At 72.0% G+C, this 14,788-nt stretch carries 17 protein-coding genes and 1 pseudogene; 8 read left to right on the top strand and 10 right to left on the bottom strand.

Annotated features, from left to right (window positions below):
* From ACFY0T_RS10075 to rpmG, 7 genes are all read right to left on the bottom strand, one after another.
* Nucleotides 1-462 carry an SRPBCC domain-containing protein gene (locus ACFY0T_RS10075; RefSeq protein ID WP_388866798.1) on the bottom strand — a complete coding sequence of 154 codons (462 nt, stop codon included), beginning with the start codon at nt 460-462 and terminating at the stop codon, nt 1-3.
* Nucleotides 459-827 (bottom strand): ArsR/SmtB family transcription factor, encoded by a 369-nt coding sequence (locus tag ACFY0T_RS10070; protein WP_388866796.1) that lies wholly within the window; start codon nt 825-827, stop codon nt 459-461. The genes ACFY0T_RS10075 and ACFY0T_RS10070 overlap by 4 nt, the downstream gene beginning before the upstream one ends.
* Before the next feature lie 7 nt (nt 828-834).
* Nucleotides 835-1,239, bottom strand: a complete 405-nt coding sequence (locus ACFY0T_RS10065) for a VOC family protein (protein WP_388866793.1) — start codon at nt 1,237-1,239, stop codon at nt 835-837.
* 76 nt (nt 1,240-1,315) lie between these two features.
* Nucleotides 1,316-1,549, bottom strand: coding sequence for a 30S ribosomal protein S18 (gene rpsR / locus ACFY0T_RS10060; RefSeq protein WP_388866791.1), 234 nt, complete (start codon nt 1,547-1,549; stop codon nt 1,316-1,318).
* Nucleotides 1,549-3,000, bottom strand: a complete 1,452-nt coding sequence (locus ACFY0T_RS10055; protein ID WP_388866788.1) for a GTP-binding protein — start codon at nt 2,998-3,000, stop codon at nt 1,549-1,551. The genes rpsR and ACFY0T_RS10055 overlap by 1 nt, the downstream gene beginning before the upstream one ends.
* 2 nt (nt 3,001-3,002) lie before the next feature.
* Nucleotides 3,003-3,251, bottom strand: coding sequence for a type B 50S ribosomal protein L31 (locus tag ACFY0T_RS10050; protein WP_388866785.1), 249 nt, complete (start codon nt 3,249-3,251; stop codon nt 3,003-3,005).
* A gap of 5 nt (nt 3,252-3,256) precedes the next feature.
* Nucleotides 3,257-3,421 carry a 50S ribosomal protein L33 gene (gene rpmG, locus ACFY0T_RS10045; protein WP_388866782.1) on the bottom strand — a complete coding sequence of 55 codons (165 nt, stop codon included), beginning with the start codon at nt 3,419-3,421 and terminating at the stop codon, nt 3,257-3,259.
* 62 nt (nt 3,422-3,483) lie between these two features.
* Here rpmG and rpmB point away from each other — a divergent pair, with 62 nt between their 5' ends.
* The 4 genes from rpmB to ACFY0T_RS10025 all read left to right on the top strand — a co-directional run bounded on the left by rpmB (nt 3,484) and on the right by ACFY0T_RS10025 (nt 5,322).
* The gene (gene rpmB, locus ACFY0T_RS10040; RefSeq protein ID WP_388866780.1) at nt 3,484-3,720 is read left to right on the top strand and encodes a 50S ribosomal protein L28; all 237 of its coding nucleotides are present in this window, start codon (nt 3,484-3,486) and stop codon (nt 3,718-3,720) included.
* A complete protein-coding gene (gene rpsN, locus ACFY0T_RS10035; protein WP_388866777.1) occupies nt 3,720-4,025 on the top strand; it encodes a 30S ribosomal protein S14 in 306 nt (101 codons plus the stop codon). The genes rpmB and rpsN overlap by 1 nt, the downstream gene beginning before the upstream one ends.
* Nucleotides 4,026-4,079: 54 nt before the next feature.
* Nucleotides 4,080-4,592, top strand: coding sequence for a hypothetical protein (locus ACFY0T_RS10030; protein WP_388866774.1), 513 nt, complete (start codon nt 4,080-4,082; stop codon nt 4,590-4,592).
* A gap of 202 nt (nt 4,593-4,794) precedes the next feature.
* A complete protein-coding gene (locus ACFY0T_RS10025; RefSeq protein ID WP_388866771.1) occupies nt 4,795-5,322 on the top strand; it encodes a DUF4232 domain-containing protein in 528 nt (175 codons plus the stop codon).
* A 37-nt stretch (nt 5,323-5,359) separates the two neighbouring features.
* Here the strand turns inward: ACFY0T_RS10025 and ACFY0T_RS10020 are convergent, their stop codons facing one another.
* On the bottom strand, nt 5,360-6,499 hold the full coding sequence (locus ACFY0T_RS10020; protein WP_388866769.1) for a DUF2786 domain-containing protein: 1,140 nt from the start codon (nt 6,497-6,499) through the stop codon (nt 5,360-5,362).
* Between the two features lie 99 nt (nt 6,500-6,598).
* Here ACFY0T_RS10020 and ACFY0T_RS10015 point away from each other — a divergent pair.
* The 4 genes and pseudogenes from ACFY0T_RS10015 to ACFY0T_RS10000 all read left to right on the top strand — a co-directional run.
* A pseudogene (locus ACFY0T_RS10015) lies at nt 6,599-6,643 on the top strand (hypothetical protein); the annotation flags it as partial.
* Between the two features lie 111 nt (nt 6,644-6,754).
* Nucleotides 6,755-7,345 (top strand): hypothetical protein, encoded by a 591-nt coding sequence (locus ACFY0T_RS10010; protein WP_388867062.1) that lies wholly within the window; start codon nt 6,755-6,757, stop codon nt 7,343-7,345.
* A gap of 118 nt (nt 7,346-7,463) precedes the next feature.
* On the top strand, nt 7,464-8,213 hold the full coding sequence (locus ACFY0T_RS10005) for a Clp protease N-terminal domain-containing protein (RefSeq protein WP_388866766.1): 750 nt from the start codon (nt 7,464-7,466) through the stop codon (nt 8,211-8,213).
* Nucleotides 8,214-8,284: 71 nt separating this feature from the next.
* Nucleotides 8,285-9,976 (top strand): bifunctional 3'-5' exonuclease/DNA polymerase, encoded by a 1,692-nt coding sequence (locus ACFY0T_RS10000; RefSeq protein WP_388866763.1) that lies wholly within the window; start codon nt 8,285-8,287, stop codon nt 9,974-9,976.
* Between the two features lie 19 nt (nt 9,977-9,995).
* Here ACFY0T_RS10000 and ACFY0T_RS09995 read toward each other — a convergent pair whose 3' ends face one another.
* Together ACFY0T_RS09995 and ACFY0T_RS09990 are read right to left on the bottom strand one after the other, a co-directional pair.
* Nucleotides 9,996-13,496 carry a BTAD domain-containing putative transcriptional regulator gene (locus tag ACFY0T_RS09995; protein ID WP_388866760.1) on the bottom strand — a complete coding sequence of 1,167 codons (3,501 nt, stop codon included), beginning with the start codon at nt 13,494-13,496 and terminating at the stop codon, nt 9,996-9,998.
* Between the two features lie 353 nt (nt 13,497-13,849).
* The gene (locus ACFY0T_RS09990; RefSeq protein ID WP_388866758.1) at nt 13,850-14,764 is read right to left on the bottom strand and encodes a glycosyltransferase family 2 protein; all 915 of its coding nucleotides are present in this window, start codon (nt 14,762-14,764) and stop codon (nt 13,850-13,852) included.
* Between the last annotated feature and the right edge of the window lie 24 nt (nt 14,765-14,788).

Here is a 14,788-nt window from a genome sequence, read left to right as displayed (position 1 = left end):
CTACAGCCGGTCCAGCGCATTCCCCAGAGCTCGCATCACATGCGATCTCCAGCCCCCGTCCATGATCTTCCGCGCCATCATCTGTGCGGGATCGTCCGGATCGAATCCCTCGTGTACTAGAAAGAGACGCGTACCGTGTCCTTCGAGTTTCAACGTCCACGTGATGGTCCAGTCCGTGGGATTGGCCGGATCGGCGTCGGCCCACCGGACGCGCAGCATCCGCTCCGGCTCGAACGCGAGAACCCGCACGTCAACGGTGCCGGAGAAGTTCGTGTTGGGGCGTGGGACGGACGTCAGCCTGTACTCGTGGCCGACTTCGAGCCGGAAGTCCTCCGACCCCTGCATCTGCCACTGCACGAGCAACTCGGGCTCGGTGAGGGCGCGCCAGACCTTGGCGGGAGGGTGCGGGAGGAACTGGTCGACACGGACGGTCGTCAGGTCATCCTCTGGAACGGAGTTCATGTCTCGGCATCGTCGGGCATGCGGTCCAGCAGAGCGCCGAGGCCCTTGAGCCTGTCGCGCCAGAACCGCTCGTACGGGTGGAGCCAGTCCTGCACATCGGCGAGCGGCGCGGCCTCGAGGCGGTAGATGCGCTGCCGTCCCGCCCGCTCCTCCGACACGAGCCCGGCATCCCGGAGCACCTTGAGGTGTTCCGAGAGGCTGGGCCGTCGCATGTCGAAGTGGTCCGCCAGGGCCTGCACGGGCTGGGGCCCCTCCTCGCGCAGCAGCCGCAGCACTTCGCGGCGCGTGGCGTTGGCGAGCGCGGCGAAGATCTGGTCCTCGCGAGCCCCGGCCCCAACCCCCGTCACAGCCCCGGTCGCAGTCATGGCGCGCTCAGAAGCCTTCCTTCTCCGTGATCAGCATCAGACCGTTGCCATCCGGGTCGCGGAACGAGGCCATGCGGCCCCAGGGGAGGTCGTCGGGACCCTCCACCGCGACGCCCGCGGCCGCGAGCCGCGCACAGTCGGCGTCGACATCGGTCGTGACCAACATGATCCCCCGGGTCTCGCCGGGCTCGGCACCTCTTTTCTGGGGGGAACCCCCAGACCCCCGGCCCATCCCCGGACCCGAGAGCGTGAAGACGGTCTGCGCCCCCTTGGGCGCGACCTGCAGCCAGCGGCCCGGCGGCATGTCCAGGTCCGCGGTGACCTCGAAGCCGAGGACCTCCGTGTAGAAGCTCAGCGCGCGGTCCTGGTCGGCGACGGGGAGTGTGACGAAAGAGGCGTGAGTGATGTTCATGGAGACGACAATAGGTAGGAGATTCCCTACGGGTCAAGCGTAGGGAATCTCCTACCTATGGGACGGGACCGGCTACTTACCGGGACGCGTACGGCAACAGCGCCATCTCCCGGGCGTTCTTGATCGCGCGGGCCAGCGTCCGCTGCTGCTGCGCCGTCACACGCGTGACGCGACGGCTGCGGATCTTGCCGCGGTCAGAAATGAACTTCCGCAGCAGATCGGTGTCCTTGTAGTCGATGTACGTGATCCCGGCCTGGTCCAGCGGGTTGGGGCGGGACTTGGCGGGCTTACGGTCCGTCTTGCGAGGCATCAGACTTCCAGGAGGGTGTCGAAGGCGGGCGGGAGCCGCTTCCAGGCGGCGCGCCCGGCGGCGTACTCGGCGTCGGTCAACAGGCAGGACTCCAGGAGCAGTTCGAGCCCCTCGCGGTCGAGCCCGGGCGAGGTGAAGACGAGGTGCTGGCAGCAGTCGCCGTGCTCCGGGTGCCAGTCGAGCGCGGCGGCGGCCCGGCGCACCGGCGGGACCATCTCCCACGCCGCGTCCGGCAACGAGGCGAGCCACGGGCCCGCGCTCTCCACGCACAGCGCTCCCCCGGCGGCATCCCAGTGCAGCAGCGTGTCGGGCCGGTCGGCGAGCCAGAACCGCCCCCGGCTGCGCGCGGCCGCGCAGGTCAGGTCCTCCAGCGCCGCGTACAGCCGCTCCGGGTGGAACGGACGCCGCCGGTGCCATACGAGGGTGGAGACGCCGTGTGCGTCGGCCTCGGCCGGGAGCAGTGCGCAGGCGGGGTGCTGGGCCGCGGCGGCGGCCTCGACGTCGAAACCGGCGAGCGCGGCCTCGGCGAGCGCGGAGTGCGCGCTGCCCGGCGCCGAGGCCGGGCCGAACCATCCGGCAGCTGGGGCGTCCGGGGCGGACGACCCGGCAGCCGGCACGCCCGGCCCGGTCGAGCCGGTCCCGGCCGAAGCCGAGCCGAGCCACCCAGCACCCGGCGCGTCCCGGCCGTACGGCCCGGCAGCCGGCACGCCCGGTCCCATCGAGCCGGTCCCGGCCGAGTCCGGGTCGAACCACCCTGAGCCCAGCGCGCTCAGGCCCGGCAGGCCGACTCCGGCTGCGGGTGCGGTCGGGTCCGGGCCCGCCGAGCAGGCCCCCGCTCCCCCGGCCGCCCAACCCCCGGCTCCGATGGGGACGTGGACGGCCGTCGGGTGCAGCTGCGCCAGCAGTGCCCGGTCCTCGTCGTCAGCCTCCTCCGAGTCGGCCACGGCGAGGACGGGGGCGTACTCCAGCTGGCGGGCAAAGGTGTCGGCGACCGTGCGCTGGTCAGTGGCCGCCGCGGCGAGGCCGCCGTCGGCGAGGTCGTCGCCGTTGCCGAGGTAGGGGAGCAGCAGCGCCGGGTCGACGGCGGTGATCACGCCGGTCAGCGTCAGACCGCTCGCCGCCACCACCTCGGCCATGGCCTTCGGCTCGACGGAGTCCCACAGCTCGACGATCGCGAGCCGTGCGAGGCCGGCGTCCGCGAGCCGTTCCAGTTCGGGCAACAGGTCCTCGCGCAAGGCACAGCACGCGCAGTCGTTGACCAGGGGCGCCTCGCCGGCGGAGAGGACGCCGGTGCGGTCGCGGACCGTACGGACGACCGTGCCCGCGGCGGCCGTGGCCAGGTCGTGGTGGAGCGCGACGCTGCCCGGGACGGCCGTCAGCAGATGCTCGACGGCCGCTCTGCGGGCATCGGCGTGCAGTCCGCCGACGATCGCGACGAAGAGCTCGGGCACCTTCAGCTCCGCTTTCCGTAACGGCGCTCGAAGCGCTCTACGCGTCCGGCGGTGTCCAGGACGCGTGCGTTGCCCGTGTAGAAGGGGTGGCTGACGTTCGAGATCTCGACGTCGACCACCGGGTAGGTGTTGCCGTCCTCCCACTCGACCGTCTTGTCGCTGGTCATGGTCGAGCGGGTGAGGAAGGCGTGGTTCGCGGCGCGGTCCCGGAAGACGACCGGGCCGTACGCCGGGTGGATTCCCTCACGCATGGCGGTCAGCGCTCCTCTCGGAAGTCGACGTGGCGGCCCGCGACCGGGTCGTACTTGCGCAGGGTCATCCGGTCCGGGTCGTTCCGGCGGTTCTTGCGGGTGACGTAGGTGTAGCCGGTCCCGGCGGTGGACCGGAGCTTGATGACCGGACGGAGTTCGTTGGGTGCCATGCTGCTATGTTACTGAAAATGAATCCCATTACCAATTATCGATCGGGAGAGGTGCGTCACCCTTGTCCGCCCACTGCATGCTGACCGGAGCCCATCCCGGCTTCGGAAACTCCATCTCCCACTCCCACCGGCGCACGTCCCGCCGCTTCGACCCGAACGTCCAGCGCAAGCGCTACTGGCTGCCGAGCGAGGGCCGCTACGTACGGCTGAGGCTGAGCGCGAAGGGCATCAAGACGGTCGACACGATCGGCGTCGAGGCGGCCGTGGCGCGGATCCGTGCCCGAGGGGTGAAGGTCTGATGGCGAAGAAGAGCAAGATCGCGAAGAACGAGAAGCGCCAGGAGATCGTCGCGCGGTACGCCGCCCGGCGGGTCGAGCTGAAGGAGATCATCCGCCGACCGTCCTCGACGGATGCCGAACGGGCCGCCGCGCAGCAGGAATTGCGCAGGCAGCCGCGCGACGCCAGCGCCACCCGCGTACGCAACCGCGACAGTGTGGATGGCCGCCCGCGCGGTTATCTGCGTACCTTCGGGCTCTCCCGGGTGAATCTGCGTGAGCAAGCGCACGCCGGATTCCTCCCTGGGGTCCGCAAGTCCTCCTGGTAGCTTGCTGCGGTCGTTCCGGCGACCCGGCATCCTCACCCACCCTTGGGGGCTTCAGTGACTTCGGCGACCTTCCCGCGTCGGCAGGCGCGTATCGCGGCCGCGGCCGCGGGTCTGGCGGCCGCGCTCGTGCTGGCCGGTTGCAGCAGCGACGACGGCGGCGACGGCTCCGGCGACAAGTCGACGAGCCCGAGCCCGTCCGCGACCGCGACCGCCGACACCGGTGGCGGCTCGGGCAGCACCTCCGGCGCCAAGAGCAAGCTGGAGGGCAGCTGGCTGGCCACCACGGGCGGCAAGGCCGTGGCGCTGATGGTCACCGGCGAGAAGGCCGCGCTCTTCACGACGGGGGGCGCCGTGTGCAGCGGTACCGCCGCCGAGGAGTCGGGCATGCGGATGATCCGTCTCAAGTGCACCGACGGCAGCAAGGACCGGGCGGTCGGCATGGTCGACTCCGTCAGCGGTACGCGCCTGAAGATCACGTGGGAGGGCGGGCTCGGCAAGGAGTCGTACGTGAAGAGCGAGGGCGGGAAGATGCCTACGGAGTTGTCTACGGCGGGCTCCGGCTCGTGACTTCGGCGAGCTTCGGCTCGTGATCGCATGAGCGGTTACTTGCGGGCCGCGGGATCCTTTGGGTTCCGCGGTCCGTGCGTGTCCAGGGAGGTTTCGGGACATTCGTGGCGCGTGGAGTGCGGCGGTGGGTGGGGCGCGCAACACTGGGCCGCGCGACTGCGTGATGATCCATGAGCATCGTCACGACCTCCAGAGGACCTTCATGCGCGCCATTCCCCTCGCCGCCGCCGCTCTCACCGCTGCCCTCGTTCTGACCGCCTGCGACGACGGCGGGGACGGCGGGGGCGGCAAGAGCGACCAGAGCCGCGAGAGCACCGCTTGCTCCATCAACCAGCTCGGCATCCACGTCGGCCCCGCCAACGCAGCGCCGGCTGCCGGCGACAGCGGCAACATCCCTGTCACCCTCACCAACACCAACTCCCGCACGTGCACGCTGGACGGCTTCCCCGGCATCGAGATGCAGGCCGGCGGCACCTCCTGGACCCTCGCTCCGGAGAAGGGCTCGACGGCGCAGAAGCTGAGTCTGAAGAAGGACGAGACGGCTACCTTCACGATCACGTACGTGCGCGGCGAGGCCGGCGCCAAGGGCGCCGCCGTCACCACCATGAAGATCAGCCTGCCCGGACACACCGAGGCCGAGGGCTGGAAGTGGACGTATGGCACTGTCGCCCGGAAGGCCGCGGACGAACTGAACGCCTCGGTGAGTTCGTTCCGGACCGCGGGCGACTGAGTTCCCGGCTCTGGGGATCGGGCGCCGAATCCCTGGTTCAGGGAATCGGGCGCCTGCCCTTGACCTGTGCCCGGTCCGCCGCCGCGGCGCCCTCCTGCCAGCCGGCGGCGTCGGTGACTCCGCGCAGGCGGGTGGTCACCGTCTCGGGGAACATGCGGTCCATGTGGTCCGCGACCGCCACGTCGCGGGCCGCCAGCACCGGCAGCAACTCCCCCTCGGTCGCCGTCACTTGCCCCTCGGCGACGGACGCCAGCCGGTCGCCGATCCGGTGCGCGTACGCGGCGAGGAAGGACTGCCGGAAGGTCTTCGTGCGCTTCCGGCCGCCCGCCCGCTGCGCGGCCTCCGCCTTCGTCATGGCAGCCGTGGCCTGTACGAGGAGTGAGGTGTAGAGGAGTTCGACCGCCTCCAGGTCGGGTTCGAAGCCGACGACGGTCGAGAAGTAGAGGGCCTCGTTCCACACGGCCCGGCAGCGGTTCGCCCCGGCGACCGCGTCCAGGAGCACCGCCTTGGCCGTCTCGTACGGCGGCTCGACGCCGATCCGGCAGGCGCCGGGCGCGTCCTTGGCGTGCGTGCGCGCCGCGAGCAGCGCCTCGTCGATGCTGTGCCGCGCCATCAGCTCCTGCGCCTTGGCGCTCAGCGCCTCCGCCTCCTCCGGGAACCCGGTCGCCTCGGCCTTGGCGAGCAGGGCCCGGATACGGGTGAGCATGCGGGTGTCCTGGGGGGCGTGGGAGGCGTGGGACGCGTCCTGTCGGGGGGCGTCTAGGGGCTCGATGCTGGGGAGGCGGAGCAGCAGCCGGTACAGCTCCAGTACGGCGGTGGCGTACGAGAAGCGGTCGGTGCGGGGTGCCTGTGGCGCCGCCGCCTCCAGCTCTTCGAGCTGTGCGGCCCAGCGCGGGCCCTGTGGCTTGCGGTTCTCGCCGAGGATCAGCACGGACACCAGCTGTATGTGTACGTCGTCCAGCTCGCGTCGCACGATCCGTACGACGTCGGCGGGCTGCCAACCGCGCCGCCAGGCCCCGGCGACGAACTCCTCGCCGCGCCGGGCGAGTTCGGCGTCGGACGCGGGGTCGGCGGCGAGCAGCGAGGCGCCGGTGTCCAGGGCCGCGTCGGTGTCGGCGTAGAGGGCTGCCTCGAAGGCGCGCTCCACGGTGCTGGTCTTGGGCGTGCTGCTGCTCATGCTTCGATCGTGTCATGGGCACGGGTGGCGCCTTCTGGGGTAGGGCCGGCCCTACCCCGGGGATGCCCTGACTTCGCCGCCGGCACCTTCACGGCGGTGATGGGGCCCTCCGGGTCAGGGAAGTCGACCCTCTTGCAGTGCGCGGCCGGGCTCGACCGGCCGACGTCCGGGACGGTCGCCGTCGACGGGGTCGAGCCGGCCGGGCTGAGCGAACGCCGGCTGGTGGAGGTGGGGCGGGGGCCGGGGACCGCCCTCGTGTCGAAGAAGCTGGCGCATCCACACCCTGTGGACAGTGAACTGATCGGTGAGCTGCGGGCATTGGGGCCGGTGCGGATGGGTGGTTCAACTGGTTCAACTGGTTCAACTGGCTTATTTGGTTCATCTGGTTCGTCCGGTTCGCCTAGTCGGGATGCGGCTGGTGTCGACGCCCCCGTCGAGGACGTGCGGCGGATCGTTGGTGATCGTGCGCGTGTGCTCACCGGTGACGACCGGCATCAGGCCGACCCGGCCGCCGCGCGCGATGCCGAGGCGCTGGTCGGGGTCAACTCCCTGCTGGGCACGGCGGCCGGGGTGACGGCCTTCGTCTCGGCCTTCGTGACGGCGTCGACGTTCGCGGTGGGGCTCGCGGCGTCGGCGGCGGGGTGCGCGTTGGGGGCGCTTGGGGCTCCGCGGCTCGTGCGGGCGCTGGTGGACGGCGGGGTGGCGCCATCGTGGTTCGCGCTGCGGGATGCGGCCGCCGGTGAGCGGCCGACCCGTCCTGGCTGCGGGCAATCGTGCCTCCCCCACTGCCTTAACGGCGTGGGGGGACCCCCAGGCGGCACGGGTGGGCGCAGCGGAACCCTGTGAGCGCCGGTAAGCGCGTCCGCTTGGACGGCAAACCCCCCGGCGCCGAGTGCCGTCTCGGTCCGCCCCGTGGTGTCAACTTTGGGTTGACACCACAGGGGTGTCAACTTACGGTTGACGTATGACGACGAACCCAATCGGCACGGCATCCGTGCGTCTCGACGACCTCATCGAGGCGATCAAGAAGGTTCACACCGACGCGCTCGACCAGCTCCAGGACGCGGTGATCGCCGCGGACCACCTGGGGGACGTGGCCGACCATCTGATCGGACACTTCGTGGACCAGGCCCGGCGTTCGGGCGCGTCCTGGACGGACATCGGCAAGAGCATGGGGGTCACCCGGCAGGCGGCCCAGAAGCGTTTCGTTCCGAAGGCGGAGTCGGACCTCGATCCGAACCAGGGCTTCGGGCGCTACACCCCGCGCGCCCGGAAGGTGGTCATGGCCGCGCACGGCGAGGCGAAGGCCGCGGGCAACGCCGAGGGGCTGCCCGAGCACCTGGTCCTCGGGCTCATCTCCGATCCCGGGGGAATCGGCGCGCAGGCGATCACCGCGCAGGGCGTGTCCCTGGACGCCGTTCGCGAGGCGGCGAAGGCGGCGCTCCCGGCGGCCGTCGGCGAGGTCCCCGAACTCGTCCCATACGGCCCCGCCGCCAAGAAGACCCTGGAACTCACCTTCCGCGAGGCCCTCCGCCTCGGCCACAACTACGTCGGCACCGAGCACATCCTGCTGGCCCTCCTGGAGTTCGAGAACGGCCAGGGAGTCCTCAGCGACGCCGGCATCGACAAGGCGACCGCCGAGGCGTACATCGCGCGCACGCTCGAGGACATCGTGGCGGGGCAGGAAGTGGAGGAGAACAAGACCACGGGCTGATCACGCCGCCCGCAAGCCTGCGGGTCCGTCGGTCGGCGCCGTTGTCAGACCTCCCTGCGAGACTCGGCATCATGACCGAGCGCTGGGCTCTCGCGCCGGCCGAGGACGGTGGTGCGGAGGTCGCCGTCCTCGGCCCCGACGGGCTGCCCGCGGGGCCCGTGCGCAGGGAGCCGGATCTCGCGGCGGCCGTGCGGTCGCGGCCTGAGGTCGGGCGGTGGGTCTGGCGGTCCACGGCCGATGTGTATCCGCGTCTGCTCGCCGCGGGGGTGCGAGTCGAGCGGTGTTACGACATGGAGGCCGCCGAGACGCTGCTGCTCGGGCACGAGGGGCGGCTCGGCGAGCCCCGGTCGGCGGCCGCCGCGCTGGCACGGCTGCGCGGCGGGCCGGTGCCCAGCGATCCGCCGCAGCGGTCCGCCGAGCCCGGTTCACAGTCGTCGCTCTTCGAGCCGCGCCCGGTGCACGTACCGCTGGCGGATCTGGTGGAGGTGTACGCGGACCAGCAGCGCCGGCATGACGCGACCGCTCACCCGGAGCGGATGCGGCTGCTGACGGCCTCCGAATCGGCGGGGATGCTCGTCGCCGCGGAGATGAATCAGGCGGGGCTGCCGTGGCGCGCGGACGTCCATCGGGAGGTGCTGCACGAGCTTCTCGGGGAGCGGTATGCGGGTGGTGGTGAGCCACGGCGTCTTGCCGAGCTCGCGGATGACGTGTCCGCTGCGTTTGGGAGACGGGTTCGGCCTGATTTGCCCGCCGATGTGGTGAAGGCCTTTGCGCAGGCCGGGATCAAGGTCAAGTCGACGCGGAGATGGGAGATCGAGGCGATTGACCATCCGGCCGTGAAGCCTCTGATCGAGTACAAGAAGCTCTATCGGATCTGGGTAGCCCATGGGTGGTCCTGGCTTCAGGACTGGGTGCGGGACGGGCGGTTCCGGCCCGAGTATCTGCCGGGCGGGACCGTCACCGGGCGGTGGGTGACCAACGGCGGGGGCGCTCTGCAGATCCCCAAGGTCATCCGGCGTGCCGTCGTCGCCGATCCCGGGTGGCGGCTCGTCGTCGCCGACGCCGATCAGATGGAGCCGCGCGTGCTGGCCGCGATCTCCCGCGATCCCGGCCTGATGGAGGTCGCGGGTCGGGAGAGTGATCTGTATCAGGCTGTGTCGGACCGGGCGTTCGCGGGTGATCGGGCGCAGGCCAAGCTCGCCGTGCTGGGGGCCGTGTATGGGCAGACGTCGGGTGACGGGCTGAAGAATCTTGCTTTGCTGCGGCGTCGGTTCCCCAAGGCCGTGGCGTACGTGGACGACGCGGCGCGGGCGGGGGAAGAGGGGCGGCTCGTGCGGACCTGGCTGGGGCGGACCTCTCCCCCTGCGGCGGGTGCGTCGGAGGACAGTGCGGAGGAGGCGGGCATCCCTCAGGACGATGCCCTGGAGACCGGCTCCGATCAGGGGTGGGTCCCCGGCTACGCCTCCTCCAACTCCCGTGCGCGGGGCCGGTTCGCCCGTAACTTCGTCGTCCAGGGCAGCGCCGCCGACTGGGCCCTGCTGGTGCTCGCCGCGCTCCGGCGCACCTGCGCCGGCCTCTCGGCCGAGCTGGTCTTCTTCCAGCACGACGAGGTGATCGTGCACTGCCCCACCGAGGAGGCCGACACGGTGGTGGCCGCGATCCGCGAGGCGGCCGACCTGGCGGGGCGCCTCACATTCGGGGAGACACCGGTCCGCTTTCCCTTCACGACGGCGGTGGTGGAGTGCTACGCGGACGCCAAGTGACAGCGCCGCCGCCCGGTGACTACGCCTGGTTCGGCTTCTCCGCCAGGAGTTCCCTCAGCTCCCCCACCACCGGGCTGTCCGTCTCCGCCAGCGCCTCAAGGGCCGACTCCCAGTGTTCGTACGCCCCTTCGGTATCCCCTCGCGTACGCAGCAGCAGTCCCCGCTGATGGCGGGCGAGCCCTCCGGTGTACCGGTCGGCGCGGCGGTCGGCGCGGCACAGCAGCAGATCGCACTCGCGCGCGGCCCGCTCCCAGTGCTCCACCTCGCGCAGAGCACGCACCAGCCCGAGCCGGGTCTGCGACTCGCCGTGCCAGTCGCCGTGGCTGCCGAGGATGCGCAGGCTCTCCTCGAAGTGCGGTACGGCGGCGGCCGGTTCACCGAGGGTGAGGTGGGCGTAGCCGATGTTGCAGTGCGCCGAGTGCCGGATGATGACGTCCTGGATCGCGTCGCCGATCGCGAGACTGCGCTTGTGGTGGTCGATCGCGGCCCGGGCGTCCGTGTGCTCGTACAGATTGCCGAGGTGGCTGTAGGTGATGGCCTCCATGTGCGGGTCGCCCAACTCCCGTGAGAACTCCAGGCTTTGGAGCAGGGCCTCGCTGGACTCGGCGTAGCGGCCGAGCCCTTCGAGAAGCATGCCGCGGTTGTTCAGCCCCCGCCGCACCCAGGACAGGACGCCGAGTCTGCGCCAGATCGCCAGCGCTTCGTCGTTGAGCACGAGGGCGTCGCTCGCGCGGCCCGTCATGAAGTGCAGCCCCGCGAGGTCTCCGAGCGCGTATGCCTCGGCGGCCTCGTCCCCGAGCCGGCGGGCCGCCCCGAGTGCGGCGCGCTGGAGGATCTCCAACTCGGCGACGCGGCCGCTGCGCTGGACGTACGGGTTGAGCAGGCGGACGAGGACGGGGACGTACGGGGAGGTCTCCGCGTACCGCTCCACCAGGGCCACCACGTTCTCCAGCTCCAGATCGCCCCAGGCGAAGGCGTCCTTCGCGGAGCAGAAGGGGGGCGTGGCCGCGACGTCCGCCGCGTGCGCGGGGGGCTGCGAGGCGGTGGGGCGGCTGCGGTCCTCGCGGTCCAGGCCGGGTTCGAGGATGGCCTCCAGGGAGCGGGCGGCGACGCCTGCGTACCAGCGCAGGGCGCGTTCGGCTACGGCCACGTCGTGGTCACCGGGGGCGGAGCCGCCGGGAGCGAGGGCATCCGCACCAGATGGGCCCGCGGCGGAGCCGCTGATGGATGCGGCGCCCCCTCCGCCCCTACCCTTCCCGTCCCTGGGGGCTGCCGCCCCCACACCCCCGCTATCGGCCTTGGCGGCCTCGTCCTCAAACGCCGGACGGGCTGAAAGGTTCAGCCGCTCCGGCGGGGGCGAACAACCCTCCCACCCGGCCCCCGCGATCTCGCGGGCGAAGTCCCGTACCAAGTCGTGCGGTGCGTAACGGCCGTATGCCGTTTCCTCCAGGAGAGCGACGTCGACGAGACGGTCGAGGGCGGCCTCGGCACGGCGTTCGTCGATGCCGGAGAGGCGGGCGACGAGGGGCGCCCCGTACACGGGGACGTCGAGCGCACCGATACGGCACAGGGCGCGCGCCGCGTCCCGGTCGGCCTCGCGGTCCGAGGCGCGCAGCGCGTCGTGCGCGACCGCCAGGGACCTGCGGACGCTCAGGTCGTCGTACTCCAGGTGGTGCAACCGCCTTTCTGTGGCGGCGAGTTGACCGGCGAGCGCGTCCGGGGTGAGCGCGTGGCGCGCGGCGAGGCGGGCGGCGACGACACGGAGGGCGAGCGGCAGCCGGCCGGTGAGTTCGACGAGGGGGTGCCCGCCGTCGAGGCCGTGGCGGCGGCCGGAGACCGCGCGGAGCAGTGCCGCGCTGTCCTCGTCCGACAGCGGCGCGAGCGGGAAACGGTGCGCGCCGTCCAGGGCGGTGAGCGGGGACCGGCTCGTCACGATCACGGCGCAGCCCGCGCCTGCGGGCAGCAGCGGCCGTACCTGCGCGGCGTGCGCGGCGTCGTCGAGCACCATCAGGGTGCGCGTGGGCGCGAGCATCGACCGGAGCAACGCGGCTGCCGCGTCCGGGTGTTCGGGGATCCGGCGCGGCTCGGCACCGAGGTCGCGGAGCAGCGCGGCGAGCGCCTGGCCGGAGGTGAGCGGGGTCATGCCGGGGGTGGCGCCGTGCAGGTTGACGTACAACTGGCCGTCGGGGAAACGTTCCCTCAGCCCGTGCGCCACATGCAGCGCCAGCGCGCTCTTGCCGACGCCGGCCATCCCGCTGATCACCGCGACACAGGGCATCCCGTCGGCCACGGCGACATCGGGCATCCCCTCGGCCACGGCGGCACCGAGTATTCCGTCGGCCGCGGCGGCGCCGGGCATTCCGTCGGCCACAGCAACGCCGGGTCCGGTCGTCCGGTGCTCCGGGTCCAGGGCTACGCGCAGCTGCTCGCGGATGTCTCCGCGGCCCGTGAAGTAAGCGGGTGGAGGCGGGAGTTGGGCGGGGCGCGGTGGCGCGGTCTCCTCCCGCGCCGGCCGGCCGGAGTCCTCGGCGGGCTCCGCCGTCCCCTCCCTGTCGTCCTGTTCCCGGAGGATCTCCAGATGCGCCTCGCGCACCGCGGGGCCCGGCTCGACCCCGAGCTCCTCCACCAGACGGGCCCGCAGGTCACGGTGGACGGCGAGGGCCTCGGCCTGACGCCCGGTGCGGTGCAGCACGAGCATCAGCAGCCGGTGGAAGGCCTCACGGAGCGGGTGTTCGGCGGTGAGGGCGGCCAACTCGGGGGCCAGCCGGTCGAGTCGGGCGGGCGTGGGAGCTGAGTGGCCTCGGGGTAGTGCGGGTGCGTTTCCCTGCCGTTCGGTGCGTCCTCCCGGCGTGTCGGACGAAGCTCCTTGTGGCGGAGCTACTTGGGCCGTTGGCTGGTGCGGCGAAGGGGGTCCCCCCGCCCGAGCGGAGCGCGGCGAGTTCGAGGGTGGGGGCGCCTGCCGGGCGTCGTGGCGGCGTGCCTGGACTTGCCCGTCGCTCAGGCGCAGCTCGGCCTCGTACCGCCACTCCAGGACCAGAAGCCGGGATTCCTCCAGGCGCTGGACGAAGGCGTGTCCGCCGGTCTCGGTCGGCAGGCCGCTCAGCGGGGTGCCGCGCCACAGCGCGAGCGCCGCCGTGGACGCGCGCAGCGCCCGGTCCCAGTCGCGCTCGGCGTGCGCGGTGCGCGCCGCCGTGGCGTGGTGTTCGAAGACACGGACGTCCAACTCGCCCTCGCCGACCCGCAGGACGTACCCCGGCGGGACGGCGCGCAGCCGCTCCGGGTCGTCGAGGAGGCGCCGCAGCCGTGTCACATGGTTCTGCAGCGAGGCCTGCGCGGACGCGGGCGGCGCGCCGCCCCACAGCGCGTCCTTGAGCACGTCGACCGAGACGACCCGCCCCGGCTCCAGGAGCAGTGCCGCCAGCAGGGCACGCGTCTTGCCGCTGCCGATCGACCGGACCTCGCCGTCGGCGTCGTACAGGACCGGCGACCCCAGCAGCCCGAACCTCAGCCCGTCCCGCATCACGCCGCTCCACTGCCTTTCCGCGCGACCGCTCCGGCCGCGCCCACGGCGACTTCGCGCCTTCCCACGGCGACTTCCCGCCGACCGACTCACGGCCCCAGGCTGGAAACCGTTGGCCATATGTTAGCGATCCGTTGGCGTGGCCTGATGTGATCACTTCATCGGATCTGGCCCGACGGTGCGCGCGTATTACGCGTAACTCGGGGGAGTGTCGCCGCCGTGGCCGGATCCGGGGACGCGCGAGGCCCCGGTCGTCGGAGGTGAACGACCGGGGCCTCCGTCTGTCCCTCTCGCAGGGACTCGCTCGCATGGGACTCGCTGGGACTCACCCCGCAAGCACTCACGCGCGGCGCTCAGATGACGGGCGGCCGTCCCAGCCGGGTGAGCCGCCACACCGTCCGCCACCGCATCGGCCGCCGCTCCCCGCCGGATTCCCGCAGGCCTTCCGCGAACCCGCCGAACCAGGCCTTCAGCCCGCCGACGGACCGGGTCCGTACGAGCGTGGCCAGCATCCAGATCCCCAGGTGCACGGGGATCAGCGGGAGGGGCAGTCGGCGGCGGGTGAGCCAGACCCGGTTGCGGGCGGTCACCCGGTAGTAGATGGCGTGCCGTGCGGGCGAGGTCTTCGGGTGCTGGAGCAGCAGTTCGGGCTCGTAGAGCACGGTCCACCCGGCGTCGATGGCGCGCCAGGCCATGTCCGTCTCCTCGTGCGCGAAGAAGAACTCCGCGGGCCAGTCGCCGATCTCGCCGAGCATGGCCATGGACAGGGCGTGCCCGCCGCCGAGGAAGCCGGTGACCGGCCCGCCCCGCATCGGGTCCTTGGCACCGACCCGGGGGACGTGCCGGCGCTGCGTCTCCCCGTTCTCGTCGGCGATACGGAACCCGACGATGCCGAGCCGCGGATCGGCGGCGTACAGGTCCCGTACCTTGCGCAGCACGTCCCCGTCGACGAGCAGTCCGTCGTCGTCGAGTTCGACGACGACGTCGATGTCGCCCAGCTCGCTCAGGCGCTGGAGGGCGACGTTGCGCCCGCCCGGGCAGCCGAGGTTCTCATCGACCTCGATGGTGGTGACGTCACCGGGCAGGCCGAGGCGTTCGGCGAACTCGGGCAGCGGGCAGCCGTTGCCCACGATCACGATGCGGGCGGGCGCCACGTCCTGCTTGGCCACGGAGGCGAGCAGCGCGTCGACCTCGGCGGGCCGATTGCCCATGGTCACCACGGCAACGGCAACCCGCGGCCCCTCCTCCGCCTGTGACACGACACCCACCCCATCCCGGCCGACAACTGTGCC

This window comes from Streptomyces sp. NPDC001530, assembly GCF_042894545.1.
GTDB lineage: Bacteria > Actinomycetota > Actinomycetes > Streptomycetales > Streptomycetaceae > Streptomyces.
The sequence above is the reverse complement of the archived record's forward strand: the minus strand, read 5'-3'. Positions and strand labels throughout refer to the sequence as shown.